Origin of the sequence: Lapillicoccus jejuensis (assembly GCF_006715055.1) — a bacterium.
GTDB lineage: Bacteria > Actinomycetota > Actinomycetes > Actinomycetales > Dermatophilaceae > Lapillicoccus > Lapillicoccus jejuensis.
Window position 1 is genome coordinate 3,933,612 of the sequence record NZ_VFMN01000001.1, and the last position, 16,614, is coordinate 3,950,225.

11 protein-coding genes and 3 tRNA genes are annotated in these 16,614 nt (G+C 74.8%); 5 read left to right on the forward strand and 9 right to left on the reverse strand.

Annotated features, from left to right (window positions below; genetic code table 11):
- Positions 1-48: 48 nt before the first annotated feature.
- From FB458_RS18230 to FB458_RS18245, 4 genes are all read right to left on the reverse strand, one after another.
- Positions 49-123: transfer RNA gene (locus FB458_RS18230), tRNA-Val, on the reverse strand.
- A 35-nt stretch (positions 124-158) separates the two neighbouring features.
- Positions 159-229 (reverse strand) — tRNA-Cys (locus FB458_RS18235).
- Positions 230-250: 21 nt separating this feature from the next.
- A tRNA-Gly gene (locus FB458_RS18240) sits at positions 251-323 on the reverse strand.
- 119 nt (positions 324-442) lie between these two features.
- On the reverse strand, positions 443-1,525 hold the full coding sequence (locus FB458_RS18245; protein WP_141849753.1) for a YihY/virulence factor BrkB family protein: 1,083 nt from the start codon (positions 1,523-1,525) through the stop codon (positions 443-445).
- 63 nt (positions 1,526-1,588) lie between these two features.
- On the opposite strand from FB458_RS18245, the gene FB458_RS18250 reads away from it, so the two are divergent.
- Positions 1,589-3,244: an acyl-CoA dehydrogenase family protein gene (locus tag FB458_RS18250; protein ID WP_141849754.1), complete on the forward strand. Its 1,656-nt coding sequence runs from the start codon at positions 1,589-1,591 to the stop codon at positions 3,242-3,244.
- A gap of 6 nt (positions 3,245-3,250) precedes the next feature.
- Here FB458_RS18250 and FB458_RS18255 read toward each other — a convergent pair whose 3' ends face one another.
- Together FB458_RS18255 and FB458_RS18260 are read right to left on the reverse strand one after the other, a co-directional pair.
- Positions 3,251-4,723 (reverse strand): hypothetical protein, encoded by a 1,473-nt coding sequence (locus FB458_RS18255; RefSeq protein WP_141849755.1) that lies wholly within the window; start codon positions 4,721-4,723, stop codon positions 3,251-3,253.
- A 65-nt stretch (positions 4,724-4,788) separates the two neighbouring features.
- Positions 4,789-5,649 (reverse strand): polyphosphate kinase 2 family protein, encoded by an 861-nt coding sequence (locus tag FB458_RS18260; protein WP_246061359.1) that lies wholly within the window; start codon positions 5,647-5,649, stop codon positions 4,789-4,791.
- A gap of 62 nt (positions 5,650-5,711) precedes the next feature.
- Between FB458_RS18260 and FB458_RS18265 the strand changes: the two genes are divergently transcribed.
- Positions 5,712-6,476, forward strand: a complete 765-nt coding sequence (locus FB458_RS18265) for a dihydrofolate reductase family protein (protein WP_246061360.1) — start codon at positions 5,712-5,714, stop codon at positions 6,474-6,476.
- On the opposite strand, the gene FB458_RS18270 is transcribed toward FB458_RS18265, so the two are convergent.
- Positions 6,442-7,659 carry an alpha/beta hydrolase family protein gene (locus FB458_RS18270; protein ID WP_141849757.1) on the reverse strand — a complete coding sequence of 406 codons (1,218 nt, stop codon included), beginning with the start codon at positions 7,657-7,659 and terminating at the stop codon, positions 6,442-6,444. The genes FB458_RS18265 and FB458_RS18270 overlap by 35 nt on opposite strands.
- Positions 7,660-7,676: 17 nt before the next feature.
- Here FB458_RS18270 and FB458_RS18275 point away from each other — a divergent pair, with 17 nt between their 5' ends.
- Entirely contained in the window at positions 7,677-8,750 is a 1,074-nt protein-coding gene (locus FB458_RS18275; RefSeq protein ID WP_141849758.1) for an ATP-dependent DNA ligase, read from the forward strand.
- A 15-nt stretch (positions 8,751-8,765) separates the two neighbouring features.
- Here the strand turns inward: FB458_RS18275 and tpx are convergent, their stop codons facing one another.
- Entirely contained in the window at positions 8,766-9,257 is a 492-nt protein-coding gene (tpx, locus tag FB458_RS18280; protein WP_141849759.1) for a thiol peroxidase, read from the reverse strand.
- 404 nt (positions 9,258-9,661) lie between these two features.
- Between tpx and FB458_RS18285 the strand changes: the two genes are divergently transcribed.
- Entirely contained in the window at positions 9,662-12,424 is a 2,763-nt protein-coding gene (locus tag FB458_RS18285; protein ID WP_141849760.1) for a CHAP domain-containing protein, read from the forward strand.
- A gap of 4 nt (positions 12,425-12,428) precedes the next feature.
- Here the strand turns inward: FB458_RS18285 and ligD are convergent, their stop codons facing one another.
- Complete coding sequence (gene ligD, locus FB458_RS18290; RefSeq protein WP_141849761.1) at positions 12,429-13,607, reverse strand: non-homologous end-joining DNA ligase; 1,179 nt, start codon at positions 13,605-13,607, stop codon at positions 12,429-12,431.
- A 168-nt stretch (positions 13,608-13,775) separates the two neighbouring features.
- Between ligD and FB458_RS18295 the strand changes: the two genes are divergently transcribed.
- Entirely contained in the window at positions 13,776-16,511 is a 2,736-nt protein-coding gene (locus tag FB458_RS18295) for a lamin tail domain-containing protein (RefSeq protein WP_141849762.1), read from the forward strand.
- Positions 16,512-16,614 lie beyond the last annotated feature (103 nt).

A 16,614-nucleotide genomic window follows, 5' to 3' on the forward strand; every position in this document is an offset into this window, starting at 1 on the left:
GCGAAGGCCCCTGCTCCGCGTGTCCGCAGGTCAGGGGCCGTGCCGTGCTGGTGGGCGATACTGGGTTTGAACCAGTGACCTCTTCCGTGTCAAGGAAGCGCGCTACCACTGCGCCAATCGCCCGTGCGGGCCGGAGCCCTCAGGGCCCCGAGTGTCCGAGGTGGAGACGGGATTTGAACCCGTGTACACGGCTTTGCAGGCCGTTGCCTCGCCTCTCGGCCACTCCACCGTGAAGGCATGGAACCCTCCGAGCGGACGACCGGGCTCGAACCGGCGACCTCAACCTTGGCAAGGTTGCGCTCTACCAACTGAGCTACGTCCGCGGATGCTGACCGTTCGGGCTTCCCCGTTCGGCGCGTTCTGAACATTAGCGGATGCCCTCGGCGATTCCAAAACCGGTACCGGCACGGGCGACCGCCCCACCCGTCACACACGTCCCAGGTCAGCTGGCGGCGCGCTCGGGGTGCGCCGGCTCGTCGTGCGCCCGCTCGTCGTCGACCCAGCGCGGGTCGACGAACTGGCGCTGCTCGTCGCGGTCCTCCTGGGCGACCGGGTCGGCCTCGACGCCGCGGGCCGGCCGGCTGCGACCGGTCAGGGCGGCGCGCACCCGCGACACCAGGCGTGCGCGGGTGCTCTGGCGGGTCTCGAGCGGCCAGACCACCCGGGTCGCGGCGTTGAGCCCGGCCCCGATGAGGACGGCGATCGCGAGGGCGTAGAGCCAGATGAGGACGACGATCGGCGCTGAGAGGGGCCCGTAGATCGACGTGCCCCCCAGCGAGGCGTCGACCGACGCCCGGACGACGAACGAGGCCAGCGCCCAGATGACGAGGGCGAGGACGGCGCCGGGCACGTCGCGCCACCACGGCGCCCGCCTCGGGGTCGCGACGTGGAACAGGGTCGTCAGCGCGGCGACGACCGCGAGGACGACGACCGGCCAGTAGAGCAGCCCCAGCAGGTGCAGCCGCTCGGGCAGCCAGGACGCCAGCAGCGACGGGCCGATGAGCATGAGCGGCAGCACGACGACGCCGAAGAGCAGCCCCAGCGCGTAGAGCGAGAACGACAGGGCTCGGGTGCCGACGATCCCCCGGATCCCGCTCTGCCCGTACATGATCGCGATGGTGTCCAGGAAGACGTTGAGGGCGCGGGAGCCCGACCACAGGGCGAGGACGAAGCCGATCGAGACGAGGTCGTAGCGGCCCTGCCCGAGGACGTCCTGCACCGTGGGGACGAGGACGTCGGCGAGGGCCTGCTCGGTGAGGAACCGGGCGGCGTACGTCTGGATCGTCGCCACCACCTGGGCGACGGTGTCGGGGCCGAGCCACCGGCCGACGTACCCGACCCCGCCGAAGAGGGCGAGGACGAGCGGCGGCGCCGACAACAGCATGAAGAAGGCGGCCTCGGATGCCAGCCCGGTCACCCGGTACTTCAGGCAGGCGCGCACGGTCTCGAGGACCAGGCGCGCGAAGGTCGTGGCGCCGGGCACCCGTTCGAGTCGCCCGCGCAGGCGGGTCCGCAGCGTCGTCATGGCCCCACCACGGTACGGCGCGCGGCCACCCCCGGGTGCGCCCCGCGCCGTACGCTCGCCGGCATGCCGACGCACGAGGTGACCAACCAGGTGCCGCCCCTGCGCGGGTACGACGTCGTCGGGTCCGACCCGGTGCTCGTCGAGGCGCTCGCGCGCTGGGGCTCCACGGCGGACGCCGCCGACCTGCACGCGCTGGGTCACCTGGCCGGGACCGAGCGGGCGCAGCGCTGGGGCGAGCAGGCCGACCGGAACCCGCCGCGGCTGGTCACGCACGACCCCCGAGGGGTCCGCGTCGACGAGGTCGACTTCCACCCGGCCTGGCACGAGCTGCTCACCGTCGCCGTCGGTCACGGGCTGACCGCCGAGCCGTGGACGCGTCCCGCGGGCTCGGGCGCGCACCTGCGGCGCGCCGTCGGCTTCGTCGCCTGGAGCCAGGTCGAGGCCGGGCACGGCTGCCCGGTCTCGATGACGTACGCCGCCGCACCCGCCCTCGCCCGCGACCCCGAGCAGGCCGCCCGCTGGTCGCCGCTGCTCGCCTCGCGCACCTACGACCCGGGGCTGCGACGCGCCGCCGACAAGGCGGGCGCGCTCGCCGGGATGGGGATGACCGAGAAGCAGGGCGGCTCCGACGTGCGCGCGAACACGACCCGCGCGGTGCGGGCGCCCGGGGGGCCGCTGCCGGGGGCGACGTACCGGCTCACCGGGCACAAGTGGTTCACCTCGGCGCCGATGGACGACGTCTTCCTCGTCCTCGCCGCCGTCGAGCCCGGCTCCCCCTCGTGCTTCGTCGTGCCGCGCGTCCTCGACGACGGCACCCGCAACGTCTTCGCCCTGCAGCGCCTCAAGGACAAGCTCGGCAACCGCAGCAACGCCTCGTCCGAGGTCGAGCTCGACGGCACCTGGGGCGCGCTCCTCGGCGAGGAGGGCCGCGGCGTCCGGGCCATCATCGACATGGTCGGGGCGACCCGGCTGGACTGCGTCCTCGGCTCGGCCGCGACGATGCGCCAGGCCCTGGTCCGCGCGGTCCACCACGCGCGCCACCGGCACGCCTTCGGCCGGTCGCTGGTCGAGCAGCCGGCGATGACCAACGTCCTGGCCGACCTCGCCCTCGAGTCCGAGGCCGCCACCCTCCTCGGCCTGCGGCTCGCGCACGCCGTCGACGAGGGCGAGACCGCGTTCGCCCGGCTGGCCGTCGCCGTCGGCAAGTACTGGGTCTGCAAGCGGACGCCACCGATGGTCGCCGAGGCCCTGGAGTGCCTGGGCGGCAACGGGTACGTCGAGGAGAACGGCGTCGCCCGCCTCTACCGCGAGGCGCCGCTCAACTCGGTCTGGGAGGGCTCGGGCACCGTCAACGCCCTCGACGTCGTCCGCGCCCTGTCGCGGGAACCGGCATCCCTGGAAGCCGTTGCCAAGGAGCTGACCCTCTCGCGGGGGCTGGACGCCCGCTTCGACGCCGCGGTGGACGACGTCCTGGCGCGCGCCGAGGCGACCGCGGCGGCCGACCCGCTCGCGGCCCAGTTCGGCGCCCGCCGGCTCGTCGAGGACCTGGCGCTCGTGCTGCAGGCCGCCCTGGTCCTGCGCCACTCCCCCGCCGCCGTGGCCGAGGCGTTCGTCGCGTCGCGCCTGGCCCCGGAGCGGGGCGGCCGGTGCTTCGGCACGCTCGCCGTCGACCTCGCCGGTCGCTCGCGCGAGGTCGTCGACCGCGCCTTCGTCGGCTAGGTCGCCCTACCCGCGAGCCCCGCCGACACCGAGGACGACGGCCAGTCCCAGCGCGCTGCGCGGGTCGTACGGCGCCCGCCACAGGCCGCCGTGCACCGCCCCGTCGGCCTCCTCCTCCCACGGCGGGCGCAGCGGCGGCCGCGGTGACGTGAGGTCGTGCACGAGCAGCGCGGCCATGAGGGTGTTGCTCGTCGCCGGCTCGAAGACCTCGATGCCGAAGCGGTGCGCGCCGGCGTACGCCGCCGCGAGGGCCCGGTTGCGCAGGACCGACCGGGTCCGGGTCGGCGGCGCGACCTTGAGCGAGACGTCGACGCCGTCGCGGCGCGCCGCGGTGGCCCGCCAGCGCTGGATCCGCTTGGCCAGCAGGTAGTTCGGGCCCTGCTGCGGGACGACGCTGTCGTTGAGACCGGGGTCCGACCCGGGCGCGTAGTTGCGCTTGAGCAGCCGGCCGCCGCTCACCGCCCGCAGCGCGGGCCGCAGCAGCCGGGTCGCGGCGGCCGGCTCGTCGTACCCCCGGGCGGACTGGACGACCGCCTCGCCCGGGACGGCGAAGACGTCGGTGGGGGTCGCGAGGAAGGCGAGGGCGAGGTCGTCGCGCCGGCCGAGCAGCTCGGCGCTGAGGGCGTCGACGGCGGTCGAGACGCGCAGGTTCGTCGCCCCGTCCGCGTAGACGTAGTTGCCGAGGACGAGCGGCCCGTCGAGGTCCGTCAGCCAGTCGGCGACGGCGGCCAGGTCGTGCAGCAGGTCGGCTCCCTCGACGCCACCACCGTCCCCGCTGGCACCGCCGCCCCCGCCGGGGTCCGACACCGGCAGCGTCAGCCGGCCGCCGGACTCCTGCGCGAGCGGCCGCAGCCGGCGCCAGATCTCGGGCCGCGGCAGGTCGACGCCGACGACGTCGGCGCCCCAGCCGAGCAGCGCGCGCAGCGGCCCCATCTCGGCGCCGGCGCCGAGGACGACGACGCGCCGGCCCTCGAGCCGCAGCCGCTCCGGCTCGGCCGCGACGGTGCGCACCGCCTGGGCCGCCGCCGGCTCGAGGATGCCGCGGGCGAGCCAGTCGTCGAGCTGGCGCAGCAGGGCGTCACCCTCGAGCCGCCCCCCGCGCAGCGGCAGGCTCAGGGTCGCCCGCGGCCGTCCCGTCCCGGTGACGACCTCCGTGCGCAGCGGCCGCGCGCCGCCCGGCCGGGCGGTGAAGGCCTCGGCCAGCGGCCGGTCGTCCTCGCCGTCGTCGACCCTGACCCGCATCCGCTCGTGGACCGACGCCAACCCGGCGCGGGCCACACCGAGCGCGGCCGCCTCGTCGGCCAGCCCCACCTCGACCAGCCGGCGGAAGTGGGTGAGGTAGCCCTGCCGCCAGCTGGTGTCCCGCTGCGCGGCGGCCGCACCGACCGGGTCGACCGGGCGCAGCGCGTCGGCGACGACGGCGCGCCCGAGGGCCGACGTCGACCGGGTGCCGCCCTGCTCGGCGACCTCCGGGACCACGACCCCGGTGGGGCGCCCGGGCGATCCGGGTCCGGTGGGTCCAGCGGGTCCGACCACGGCGACGCTCAGCTCTCCGCGAGCCGGCGCTGCTCGGCCGCGACGTCGTAGGAGGCCGGCGGCCACTGCGGGTCCAGCCGCTCGAACGCGTCGAGCAGCAGGGTCTGGACGGCGAGCCGCGCATACCACTTGTGGTCGGCCGGGACGACGTACCAGGGCGCGGCGGTGGTCGAGCAGCGGGTGAGCGCGACCTGGTAGGCCTCCATGTAGTCGTCCCAGTAGCCGCGCTCGTCGACGTCGCCCGGGTTGTACTTGTAGTACTTGTCGGGGCGGTCGAGGCGCTTGGTCAGCCGCGCCTTCTGCTCGTCGCGGGACAGGTGCAGCATGACCTTGACGACGGTCGTGCCGTCGCGCACGAGGTCGCGCTCGAAGGCGTTGATGATCGCGTAGCGGCCGCGCCACTCGGCCGGCTCGACGAGGTCGTGGACGCGCACCGCGAGGACGTCCTCGTAGTGGCTGCGGTCGAAGACGCCGACCCGGCCCGGACCGGGCAGCGCGTTGCGGATGCGCCAGAGGAACTCGTGCCGGCGCTCCTCGTCGGTCGGCTTCTTGAACGCCGTCGCGCGCACCCCCTCGGGGTCCATCGCCCCGACGACGTGGCGCATGATGCCGCCCTTGCCGGCGGTGTCCATGCCTTGCACGACCAGGAGCAGCCGTCTCTCGCTGCCGGCGGTCGACTCGGCGTGCAGCTTCTCCTGCCAGTCGCCGAGCTCGTCGAGACGCTCCCAGAGCAGGGCCGCCCCCGCCTTCTTGCCGCCGTCGAAGCCCGGCGTCGAGCCCGGGTCGACGTCGGCCAGCCGGAAGCCCTTCCCCACCCGCAGCTCGTCGGCCAGGGAGTGGACGTCGGCGACCTTCGTCTTCTTCGACATGGCCGCCATCCTGCCCCACCGGCCGGCGCGTACGCGGCGGCGCGCGTGGGCATACTCGCGCCGTGCGACTGCTCCTGGCCGACCCGCCCGCCTCGTCCCCCGTCCCCGTCGGCGGCGAGCTCGACGACCTCGCCCTCGCGCGGCTCTACACGACGCCTCCGGACGGTGCGCCGTGGCTGCGGGTCAACTTCGCCGCGAGCGTCGACGGCTCGATCACCGGCGCCGACGGCCGCTCGGGGACCGTCAACACCGAGGTCGACCACGTCGTCTTCGAGCTGCTGCGCGCGCTCAGCGACGCGGTCGTCGTCGGTGCCGGGACCGTCCGCGGGGAGGGGTACGGCGCCCTGTCCGTCGCCGAGCACCTCGCCCCCGTCCGCGCCGGGGCCGGCATCGACCCGGACCTGCCGCTCGTCGTCGTCTCGGGCCAGGGCGTCGTCCCCGACACCGTGCGCGACGCCGACCCGGGCCGCGTGCTCATGGCCACGACGTCGTCCGCCCCGAGCCTCGACGAGGCCCGCGAGGTCCTCGGCGAGGAGCACGTCCTCGTCTGCGGGCGCACCCACGTCGGGCACGAACGGCTCGTCGCCCAGCTCCACGAGCGCGGACTGCGCCGGCTGCTCAGCGAGGGCGGCCCGCACCTGCTCTCCTCGATGGTGCAGGCCGGGGTCGTCGACGAGATCTGCCTGTCGGTGACGCCGGTCGTCGTCGGCGGCGACGGGCCGCGGATCACCCAGGGACCCGCGCTGACCGGTGACTACCTGCCCCGGGTCCTCGTCGAGGGCGAGGGCACGGTCATGGGGCGCTGGCTGCGGTCCGACCACCGCTGACGACTGCTCCGGCGCCGAGGAACTCCTCGACCGCGCGCTCCCAGCGCCGCGGGTCGAGGTTCCACTCCTTGCAGTGCCGCGCGGTGTCCCACCGCTCGAGGGTGACCAGGTCGGGCCGGGCCCGTGCGAGCGCGAGCGCCGGCCCCACGGGGACGAACTCGTCGTCGACGGAGGCCTGGAGCAGGACGCGGTGGTGCAGCTCGTCGGACCGGGCGACCCAGTCGGTGAGGGCGACGTCGACCGGGTCGTGCACGCCGACGAGACGCCGGCCCGCCCGGCGCCCCATGAGCCCCGTCCCGACCATCCGCAGCGGAGCGGGGATGTGGTGCAGCCGCGCGTGGTGGGCGAGCACGTCGCCCCAGTCGACGACGGGCGAGTCGAGCAGCACGGCGTCGACGCGGTCCGACAGCGGCGAGCGGTCGAGGGTCTGCAGGACGATGGCGCCGCCCATCGACCACCCGCCGAGGACGAGCCCGGCGGCGCCGTGCCGCAGCGCGAAGGCCATCGCCGCATCGAGGTCGCGCCACTCGCTCAGGCCGAGGTTGTAGCGCCCGTCCGGGGCCGGCGGGGCGCCGACGTCGTTGCGGTAGCTGATGACCAGGCACGTGTAGCCGAGCCGCCGGAGCACCGGCACGGCGCGCAGGCACTCCTCACGGCGGGCGCCGCGGCCGTGCACGAGGACCGCCCACCGCCCGGTGCCGGGCCCGGGCGGACCGGCCGGGTCCGGCTCGACCAGCCAGGACGGCAGCGGTCCGAGCTCGCCGTCGACGGCGACGTCGCGGTGCGGGATCCCGAGGCTGACGCGGGGCGAGTCCCAGTACCAGTACTGGTCCCACCGCGCGCCGCCCGGCTCGAGCGGGCCGCGGTCGACGGCGACGAGCCGGCGGACGACGGCGCGGTCGTCCCGCTCGAGGACGTCCCCGATGCGCGCGTGCGCCTCCTCGCCGGACCACAGGCCGTAGCGGCCGGGGACGACGGTCTCCGGCCCCACGGCCAGGGTCACCGTGTCCGCGCCGACGGCGAGGACGCGGACGTCGTCGGGCCGGCGCGGGTCGGGGGTGAGGACGGCCCGGGCGAAGTACGCCGACGTCGCGAGGCCGCCCAGCGCGAGCACCCCGGCGCCGGCCGCGCCGCCCGCGGCCACGGCGCGCACGGCGCTGCGGGCCGGGGGTGAGCTCGACATGGCGTCATCATGGCAGCGTGCGCCAGCCCCTCGACCTCCCGGTCCAGCCCATGCTCGCCAAGGCCGTCGACACGGTCCCCGCCGCCGACAGCGTCCGCGGGGGCCTGGCCTACGAGCCGAAGTGGGACGGCTTCCGCTGCCTGGTCCTGCGCGACGGCGACGAGGTCGAGCTGGCCAGCCGCGGCAGCAAGCCCTTGACCCGCTACTTCCCGGAGGTGGTGGACGCCGTACGGCGCCTGCTGCCCCAGCGCTGCGTCGTCGACGCGGAGGTCGTCGTGCGCAGCGGCGAGCCCGGCGCCGAGCGGCTGCAGTGGGAGCAGCTGTCGCAGCGGATCCACCCCGCGCAGTCGCGCATCACGCGGCTGTCGCGGGAGACGCCCGCCGAGCTGGTCTGCTTCGACCTGCTCGCGCTGGGCGACGAGGCGCTGCTCGACCGGCCGTTCCGCGAGCGCCGCGCCCGGCTCGAGGAGGCGCTGGCGCACCTCGGCGCGGCCGACCCCGTGCACCTGACCCGGATCACCACCGACGCCGACGTCGCCCGCGACTGGTTCGAGCGGTTCGAGGGCGCCGGGCTCGACGGCGTCGTCGCCAAGCCGCTCGAGCAGCCCTACGCGCCGAACAAGCGCACGATGCTCAAGATCAAGCACCACCGCACCGCCGACGCCGTCGTCTACGGGTACCGGGTCCACAAGAGCGGCCAGGGCGTCGGCTCGCTCCTGCTCGGCCTGTACGACGACGCGCCCGACGAGGGTGGCTCGCTGTTCGGCGTCGGCGGCATCGCCGCCTTCACGGCGAAGCGCCGCCTCGAGCTCGTCGACGAGCTGGCGCCCCTCGTCGTGCGCGACGACGAGGGGCGACCCGAGGCCGCCGAGACCGACCGTTCGCGGTTCTCGGGCAGCAAGGACGTGTCGTACGTGCCGCTGCGCCCCGAGCGGGTCGTCGAGGTCGCCTTCGACCAGCTCGAGGGCCGACGCTTCCGGCACGCGGTGACGTTCCTGCGCTGGCGTCCCGACCGCGACGCGCCGTCGTGCCGGATCGAGCAGGTCGACCGCGCGCCGGCGTACGACCTCGGTGAGGTGCTCGGCGGCTGAGCCCCGCCCGGGCGCTCAGCCCAGCGCGGCGACCGCCGCGTCGTAGTCGGGCTCCTGGCCGATCTCGGGGACCAGCTGCGTGTGCACGACGCGGCCGTCCTCGTCGAGCACGACGACGGCGCGGGCGTAGAGGCCCTCGAACCCGCCGTCCACGAGGCGCACCCCGTAGTCGTCGCCGAAGCTCGAGCGGAAGCCGGACGCCGTGACCACCTTGTCGATGCCCTCGGCGCCGCAGAACCGGGCCTGCGCGAACGGCAGGTCGGCCGAGACGCAGACGACGCGGGTGTTGTCCAGGTCGGCCGCACGGGCGTTGAACTCGCGCACGCTCGCGGCGCACACCCCGGTGTCGACGCTGGGGAAGATGTTGAGCACGTGGCGCACGCCCGGCTCGCGGGTGACGGCGGAGAAGTCCGAGCCGACGAGGTGGAAGTCGGGGGCAGCGTCGCCGACGGCGGGCAGCTCGCCGACGAGGTGGGCGGGGGTCCCGCCGAGGGCAGTGGTGGCCATGACGGATGTCTAGCAGCCCGGACGCCCGGCCGGGGCGGCGGGGGCCGACCCGTCGAGGAGGGGTTCCCCCGAACGGCCATTCGTGAGACGGTCACGCGTGTTGTTCCGGCCGTGCACTACCGCATTCTGGTACAGGCCGGTAGGTTTCGGACATCACGGTTGAGCGACACTCCCCGTCGCCCACCCCTCCACCGGCCCTTCCCCCCGGCCGGCTCCCCCACGCAGCACCCCCGCCGCACCCCTCGCAGCACCCCCACGCCGCCTCCCCGCGGCACGCCACGTCCCCGACCGCACCTCCCCGCCCCGCTCCCGGACGCCCCGCGTCCCACCCGACCCCGACAGCCCTTCGCGGCCCGTCGAGGCCCGGCCCGACTCCCCCCGGGCCGGGTCCACGAGGACTCACGATGCCCACGACCACGCCCCTGCCCCTGCCCACCAGCGCCCGCCGCCGGTACGGCGCCCCGTACGCCGGCCGCCACCGTCACGCCGCCGCCCCGCTGCTGAGGGCCCGCAGCGTCCTCGCGCTCGTGGCGCTCGTCGTGGCCGCCGCCGTCGGCCCGGCCGCGTGGTCGCCCGCGACGGCCTTCACCTGGTTCAACACCCTGTGCAAGAGCTTCGCCACCTGCAACACCTACGGGCTCGGCAACGCGGGCTACCAGAACGTCTACACGCAGTCGTTCTTCGGGATGTACCCCGGCCACAACTGCACGAACTACGCGGCCTACCGGCTCAAGGCACGCGGCATCAACGCGTCGTACCTCGCCGGCCAGGGCAACGGCTACCAGTGGGGCCCGGTCGCCGCGTCCCGCGGCGTGCGGGTCGACAAGACCCCGCAGGTCGGCGACATCGCGTGGTTCGACCAGAAGGCCGGCCTCAGCAGCAACGGCCACGTCGCCTACGTCGAGGCGGTCGACCCGACCACGAAGCGGGTCAAGGTCTCCGAGGACAACTGGGGCGGCGACTTCGACTGGCGCTGGTACCTCATCGCCGACGTCACCGGCTTCATCCACTTCGGGGGCGCGCCGAGCTCCACCTCGTCGTTCCCGCCCGCCAACGGCACCTACGTGCGGATCGCCGAGAACGGCCAGGTCTACCGGATCGCCGGCGGCGCCCCGATCTACGTGACGAGCTTCGCCGGCTTCGGCTCCGTCCCGCCGATCACCTCGATCTCCGCGGCCGCCTTCGCGACGCTGCCCGCCTACCCCGCCGACGGCACCTTCCTCACCGGGACCGACGGCCGCGTCTACCGCGTCGCCGGCGGCGCGCCGCTCTACGTCTCGTCGTGGACCAGCTTCGGCGGCCAGCAGCCGACCACCCTCGTCGACGCCGCGACCATCGCCAACGCCGGCGGCAGCGGCGTCTTCGGCCACCTGCTCGCGGCCCCCCGCAACGGCAGCTTCCTGCGCAACACCGCCGACGGCCGCACGTACGTCGTCGCCGGCGGCGCCCCGCTGGCCGTCCCCTCCTGGTCGGCGTACGGCGCCCCGCAGCCCTACACGGCGATCGACCCGTGGGAGCTGACGCACGGGCCGCACCTGCGCAGCCTGCCCACCGACGTGTTCCTGCGCGGCGGGCCGTCGGGCCGGCTCGTCCACGTCAGCGGGGGCCGGCCCCTCGGGTTCACCTCGTGGACCGCCTTCGGCGGCCAGCAGCCCGTCACCGTCGTCGACGACGCCACCCTCGCGGCCTGCGACCACCTGCTGTGCAGCGCCTTCGGGCGGCTCGACGCCGTCACCGCGGTGCCGGGCGGCGCCACCCTCTCCGGCTGGGCCGACGACCCCGACACCGGTGACCCGGTGCAGGTCTCGCTCGAGTCGGACGGGGTGCGCGTGGCGACCAGCCCGGCCTCGGTGAGCCGGCCCGACGTCGACGCCGTCTACCACCACGGCGCCGCGCGCGGCTTCTCCGCCGCGGTCACCCTGCCCTCGGGCACGCACCAGGTGTGCGCCCGGGCGATCGGCGTGGGCGCCGGGGACCCGAGCACGCTGCTGGGCTGCGCGAGCGTCCAGGTCAGCGCCGGCTCGACGGTCACCGTCGCCCCGGCCCGGATCGTCGACACCCGCACCGGCCTCGGCGGCCAGTCCGGTGCGACCGGTCCGGGACGCACGACGACGGTCACGGTCACCGGCCGGGGCGGCGTCCCCGCCACCGGGGTCACCGCGGTCGTCCTCAACGTCACCGTCACCGGCGCCACGAGGTCGGGCTACCTCACCGTCTACCCGGCCGGACGCGCCCGACCGAAGGCCTCGAACCTCAACTTCGCCGTCGGCCAGACCGTGCCGAACCTCGTCCTCGCCACCGTCGGCTCGAACGGGCAGATGTCGCTCTACAACGGCTCTGGCGGCACCGTGCACCTCGTCGTCGACGTCGCCGGCTACGTCATCGGCGGGTCCGCCGTGGTCGCCGGCTCCACCCTGTCCTCGACGCCGGCCCGGGTCGCCGACACCCGCACCGGCCTCGGCGTCGGGTCCACCGCCCCGCTCATTGACGGGGCGGTGCGCACGGTCGTCGTCGCCGGCCACGGCAACGTGCCGCCCGCCGGGGTCGCCGCGGTCGTCGTCAACGTGACGACGACCGGCGCCACGGGCTCGGGCTACGTCACCGCGTACGCCGCCGGGGCGAGCCGCCCCGACGCCGCCAACGTCCAGTTCGCGCCGGGGACCACCGTGCCGAACCTCGTCCTCGTCCCGCTCGGGGCGGGAGGGGCGATCCAGCTCTACGCCCACACGAGCGGGTCGGTGCACGTCGTCGTCGACGTCGCCGGCTGGGTCCTCGGGGGCACCCCCTCGACGCCGGGGGCCACCCTGGCCTCCACCCAGAGCCGCCTCGTCGACACCCGGTACGGCGTCGGGGTCACGCTCGGGGCGGTCCGCTCCGGCACCTCGGTGTCCCTGCCCGTGCTGGGCCGCTCCGGCGTCCCCGCGTCGGGGGTGGACGCCGTCGTCCTCAACGTCACCGCGACGCGGGGCACCACGTCCGGCTACCTGACCGTCTACCCCGGCGGACGACCCCGCCCGCTGGCGTCCAACGTCAACTTCCGGCCGCAGACCAACGTCGCCAACCTCGTCGTCGTCCCGGTCGGCGCGAACGGGACGGTGTCGCTCTACAACGGCTCGCCGGGCTCCGTCGACGCGGTCGTCGACGTCGTCGGCTGGATCCGCCGCTGACCGGTCAGGGCCGCGTGCGCGGCCCGCGCGAGGCGCGCCGACGCTTGGCCGCCTCCCAGCCGCCCGGCGGCTCCTGCGGGTTGTCGCGCAGGTAGCCGCCGTCGGAGCCGAGGTACTCCGCGTCGTCGTACCGCTGCTTGGAGGGCTGCACCCGCGGCGGCTCGCCGGGCATCTTGGGGTAGTCCGGCGGGAAGGACAGCTCGCCGAGCCCGTCGGCGAGGTCGCGCTCCCACCAGCCCAGCGCCGTGGTCAGGCTCGCCGACGAACCGCCGTACGACGCCCAGGGGTCCGGCCGGGAGTCGACGAGCCCCGGGACTGTGCGCACGGTGAAGTCGGCCATCGACACCCGGGGCAGGTCGTCCCAGGCCACCGGCATGCTCACCGGTGCCCCGGGCAGCGGCCGCGGGCTGTACGCCGACGCGATCGTCCGGTCGCGGCAGGCCTGGTTGAAGTCGACGAAGACCTTGTCGCCGCGCTCCTCCTTCCACCACGCCGTCGTCACGAGGTCGGGTAACCGGCGCTCGAGCTCGCGGGCGATCGCGATGACGCCGTGCCGCACGTCGAGGAACTCGTGCTCGGGCTGGACCCGCGCGTAGACGTGCACCCCGCGGCTGCCGGTCGTCTTGGCGTACGGCGCGAGCCCGGCGTCCTGCATCACCCCGCGCAGCGCGAGCGCGGCCTCGACGACGTCGGCGAAGGGACGACCCGGCTGCGGGTCGAGGTCGAGGCGGACCTCGTCGGGGCGGTCGAGCGGTCCGGGGCCGTCCTGCGACGAGGCCTCGGCGTCGAGGCCCGGCGGCGCGGTGACCGGCCAGGGGTGGAAGGTCACGGTGTTCATCTGCACCGCCCACACCGCGGTCGCGACCTCGTCGACGACCAGCTGCGGGTGCGAGCGACCGGAGGGGTAGGTCACGGTCACCGACCGCGACCAGGCGGGCGCGCCCTTCGGTGGGTTCTTCGCGTAGAACATCTCCCCGTCGATCCCCTGGGGGAACCGCTGGAGGGTGACCGGGCGGTGACCGGCGAGGGCGAGGAACCGGTCCCCCACCGCGACGACGTACCGGGCCAGGTCGAGCTTGGTGATCCCGGCGTCGGGCCACATCACCCGGTCCGGGCTCGACACGCGGACGCGGCGGGGGCCGTCGGGCCCCTCGACCTCGAGGACGGTGGCGTCGCTGGCCATGCCCGCAGCCTAGGCCCGCCACCCGACACGGCCCGGGCTGAGGACGTCCTGGGAGAACGCTGACCTTCTCCTTACCTGCTGTTCACCGTGTCGGTACCGAAACGCCCCCCTGTCCCGCCTACGGTCGGCCCGCCCACGTCCTCCGCCCACCCTCGGGAGCCCTCACCCATGCCGCACCACCGGCCACCCACACCCCGGGCCGCGCGCGGCGTCGTCACCACGACGGCCGCCCTCGCCCTGCTCAGCCCCCTCCTCGTCGCCCAGGCCCCCTCGGCCCAGGCCGTCGACACCACCTCGCCCGTCGTCGTCAGCGAGGTGTACGGCGGCGGCGGCAACACCGGCGCGCCGTACAAGAACGACTTCGTCGAGCTCTACAACACCGGGACCACCGCGGTCGACCTGTCGACCTGGTCGGTGCAGTACGGCTCGGCCACCGGCTCCTCCTACGCCCTGACCAGGCTCACCGGGACCATCGCCCCCGGCGCCTACTACCTCGTCGCCGAGGCGGCCGGCACGGGCACGGCGCCCGCGCTGCCGACCCCCGACGCCACCGGCACCCTCGCGATGAGCGGCACGGCCGGCAAGATCGCCCTCGTCTCGAACCAGACGGTGCTGGCCTGCGGCGCCGACTGCGACGGCGCCGCCGGCGTCGTCGACTTCGTCGGGTACGGCGGCGCCAACGACTACGCGGGCACCGGCCCGACCGGGGTCCTGTCGAACACGACGTCCGCGCAGCGCACCATCACGCCGTTCGCCAACACCGGCGACAACAGCAAGGACTTCACCGTCGCGGCCCCGACGCCCAAGGCGGCGCCGGGCTCGACCGGTGGGGGCGGCGGGGGCACCGACTGCGGCGTCACCCCGCTGCCGACCGAGTGCACGCCCGGCCCGGCCACGATCCAGGACGTCCAGGGCGACGGGTTCGTCTCGCCGCTCAAGGGCCAGACCGTCACCCGCGTCCCCGGCGTCGTCACCGCGGTGAGCACCGGCAGCCCGAAGGGCTTCTGGGTGCAGGACCCGACCCCGGACACCGCGCGCACCACGGCGTCGTCCGGCGTCTTCGTCTTCACCTCGGCCGCGGCCCCCGCCGTCGGCAGCGCCGTGGTCGTCAGCGGCACCGTCAGCGACTACTACCCGCTGTCCTCCGGCGAGACCCTCGCGACGACGGCCAGCCTGTCCACCACCGAGATCATCAACCCGACGGTGACGACGGTGAGCACCGGCAACGCCGTCCCGGTCGCGCTCGCCCTCACCCCGGACACCGTCCCCGCGCTCTACGCGCCGGCACCGGCCGACGGCAACGTCGAGAGCATCTCGCCGGTCGACCCGACCCACTCCGCCCTGGAGTTCTGGGAGGCCCACGAGGGCATGCTCGTCTCCGTCGACGACGCCCCCGTCGTCGGCCCGGGCAAGCCGCAGTACGGCGAGATCTACGTGACGACCAAGCCCGAGGACAAGCGCACCCCGCGCGGCGGCACCTACCTGCCGTCGTACGTCGGCACGCCGTCCGGCCGCCTGCTCGTCGCGCCGCTCGCCGGTGTGAGCACTCCCCCGGCGAACGTCGGCGACGTGCTCACCGGCACCACGAGCGGCCCGGTCGACTGGTCGTCGTACGGCGGCTACTCGCTGCGGGCCACCCGGATCGGCACCTGGCAGGACAACCACCTCGCGCCGGGCGTGGCCCGGGCGTCGGCGAGCGACCAGCTGAGCGTCGCGACGTACAACGTCGAGAACCTCGCCCCGTCGGACCCGCAGGCCAAGTTCGACCGGCTCGCCGCGGGCGTCGTCACCAACCTGCGCTCGCCCGACGTCATCACCGTCGAGGAGGTGCAGGACAACACCGGCGCGACCGACGACGGCACCACCGCCTCGGACGTCACCGTGGCCAAGCTCACCGCGGCGATCACCGCCGCCGGCGGGCCGTCGTACTCCTCGACGTCGATCGACCCGGTGAACGACCAGGACGGCGGGCAGCCGGGCGGCAACATCCGGATCGTGTTCCTGTACAACGCCGCCCGTGTCGGCTTCACCCCGAAGGGCACCCCGTCCGCGACCACCGCCGTCACGGTGACCAAGGACGTGGACGGGACGCCGACGCTGTCGACGAACCCCGGCCGAATCGACCCGACCAACCCGGCCTTCGACAGCTCGCGCAAGCCGCTGGCCGCCGAGTTCACCTTCCAGGGCAAGAAGCTGATCGTCGTCGGGAACCACTGGAACTCCAAGGGCGGCGACCAGAGCGCCGACGGCCGCTTCCAGCCGCCGACCCGGTCCTCGGAGGTGCAGCGCGTGGCCCAGGCCACCGCGGTGCACGGGTTCGTCCAGGACGTCCTCGGCGTCGACGCAGGCGCGAACCTCGTCCTCGCCGGTGACTTCAACGACTACCAGTTCTCGACCGCGGTGACGACGCTGACCGACGACGGCGCGACGCTCACCGACCTCATCACCACGCTGCCGGAGGACGAGCGCTACACCTACGTGTTCAACGGGATCTCGCAGGTGCTCGACCACATCGTCGTCAGCAAGGCGATCACCGACGTGGAGTACGACGTCGTGCACGTCAACGCGGAGTTCTCCGACCAGGCCTCCGACCACGACCCGCAGGTCGCCCGGATCCGGCCGGCCGCGCACGTCGCGCCCGTCGGCACGCTGACCGTCAGCCCGAAGCGGCAGAGCCCCGGTCAGTACGTGCAGGTCCGGCTGAACGGGTCGGTGCCCCAGGTCGCCGTCGCCGTCCAGCTCGACGGCACGGGTCCGAAGGCCAGCCTGAGGACCAACAAGAACGGGGCTGGGACGACGTCGTTCTTCCTGCCCGTCTCGACCTCGCGCGGCATCCACCAGATCGTCGCCACGCTGCCCGACGGACGGACGGTCTCGACACCGGTCCGGGTGGTCGCCCCCTGACCTGACCCGACCGGAGCACGACCCGGTGCGCCGGGGTGGAGGGAACACGTCCTCCACCCCGGCGCGTTGTCGTCGGTGATGTCCATTCGCAGCGCCCTCGCGG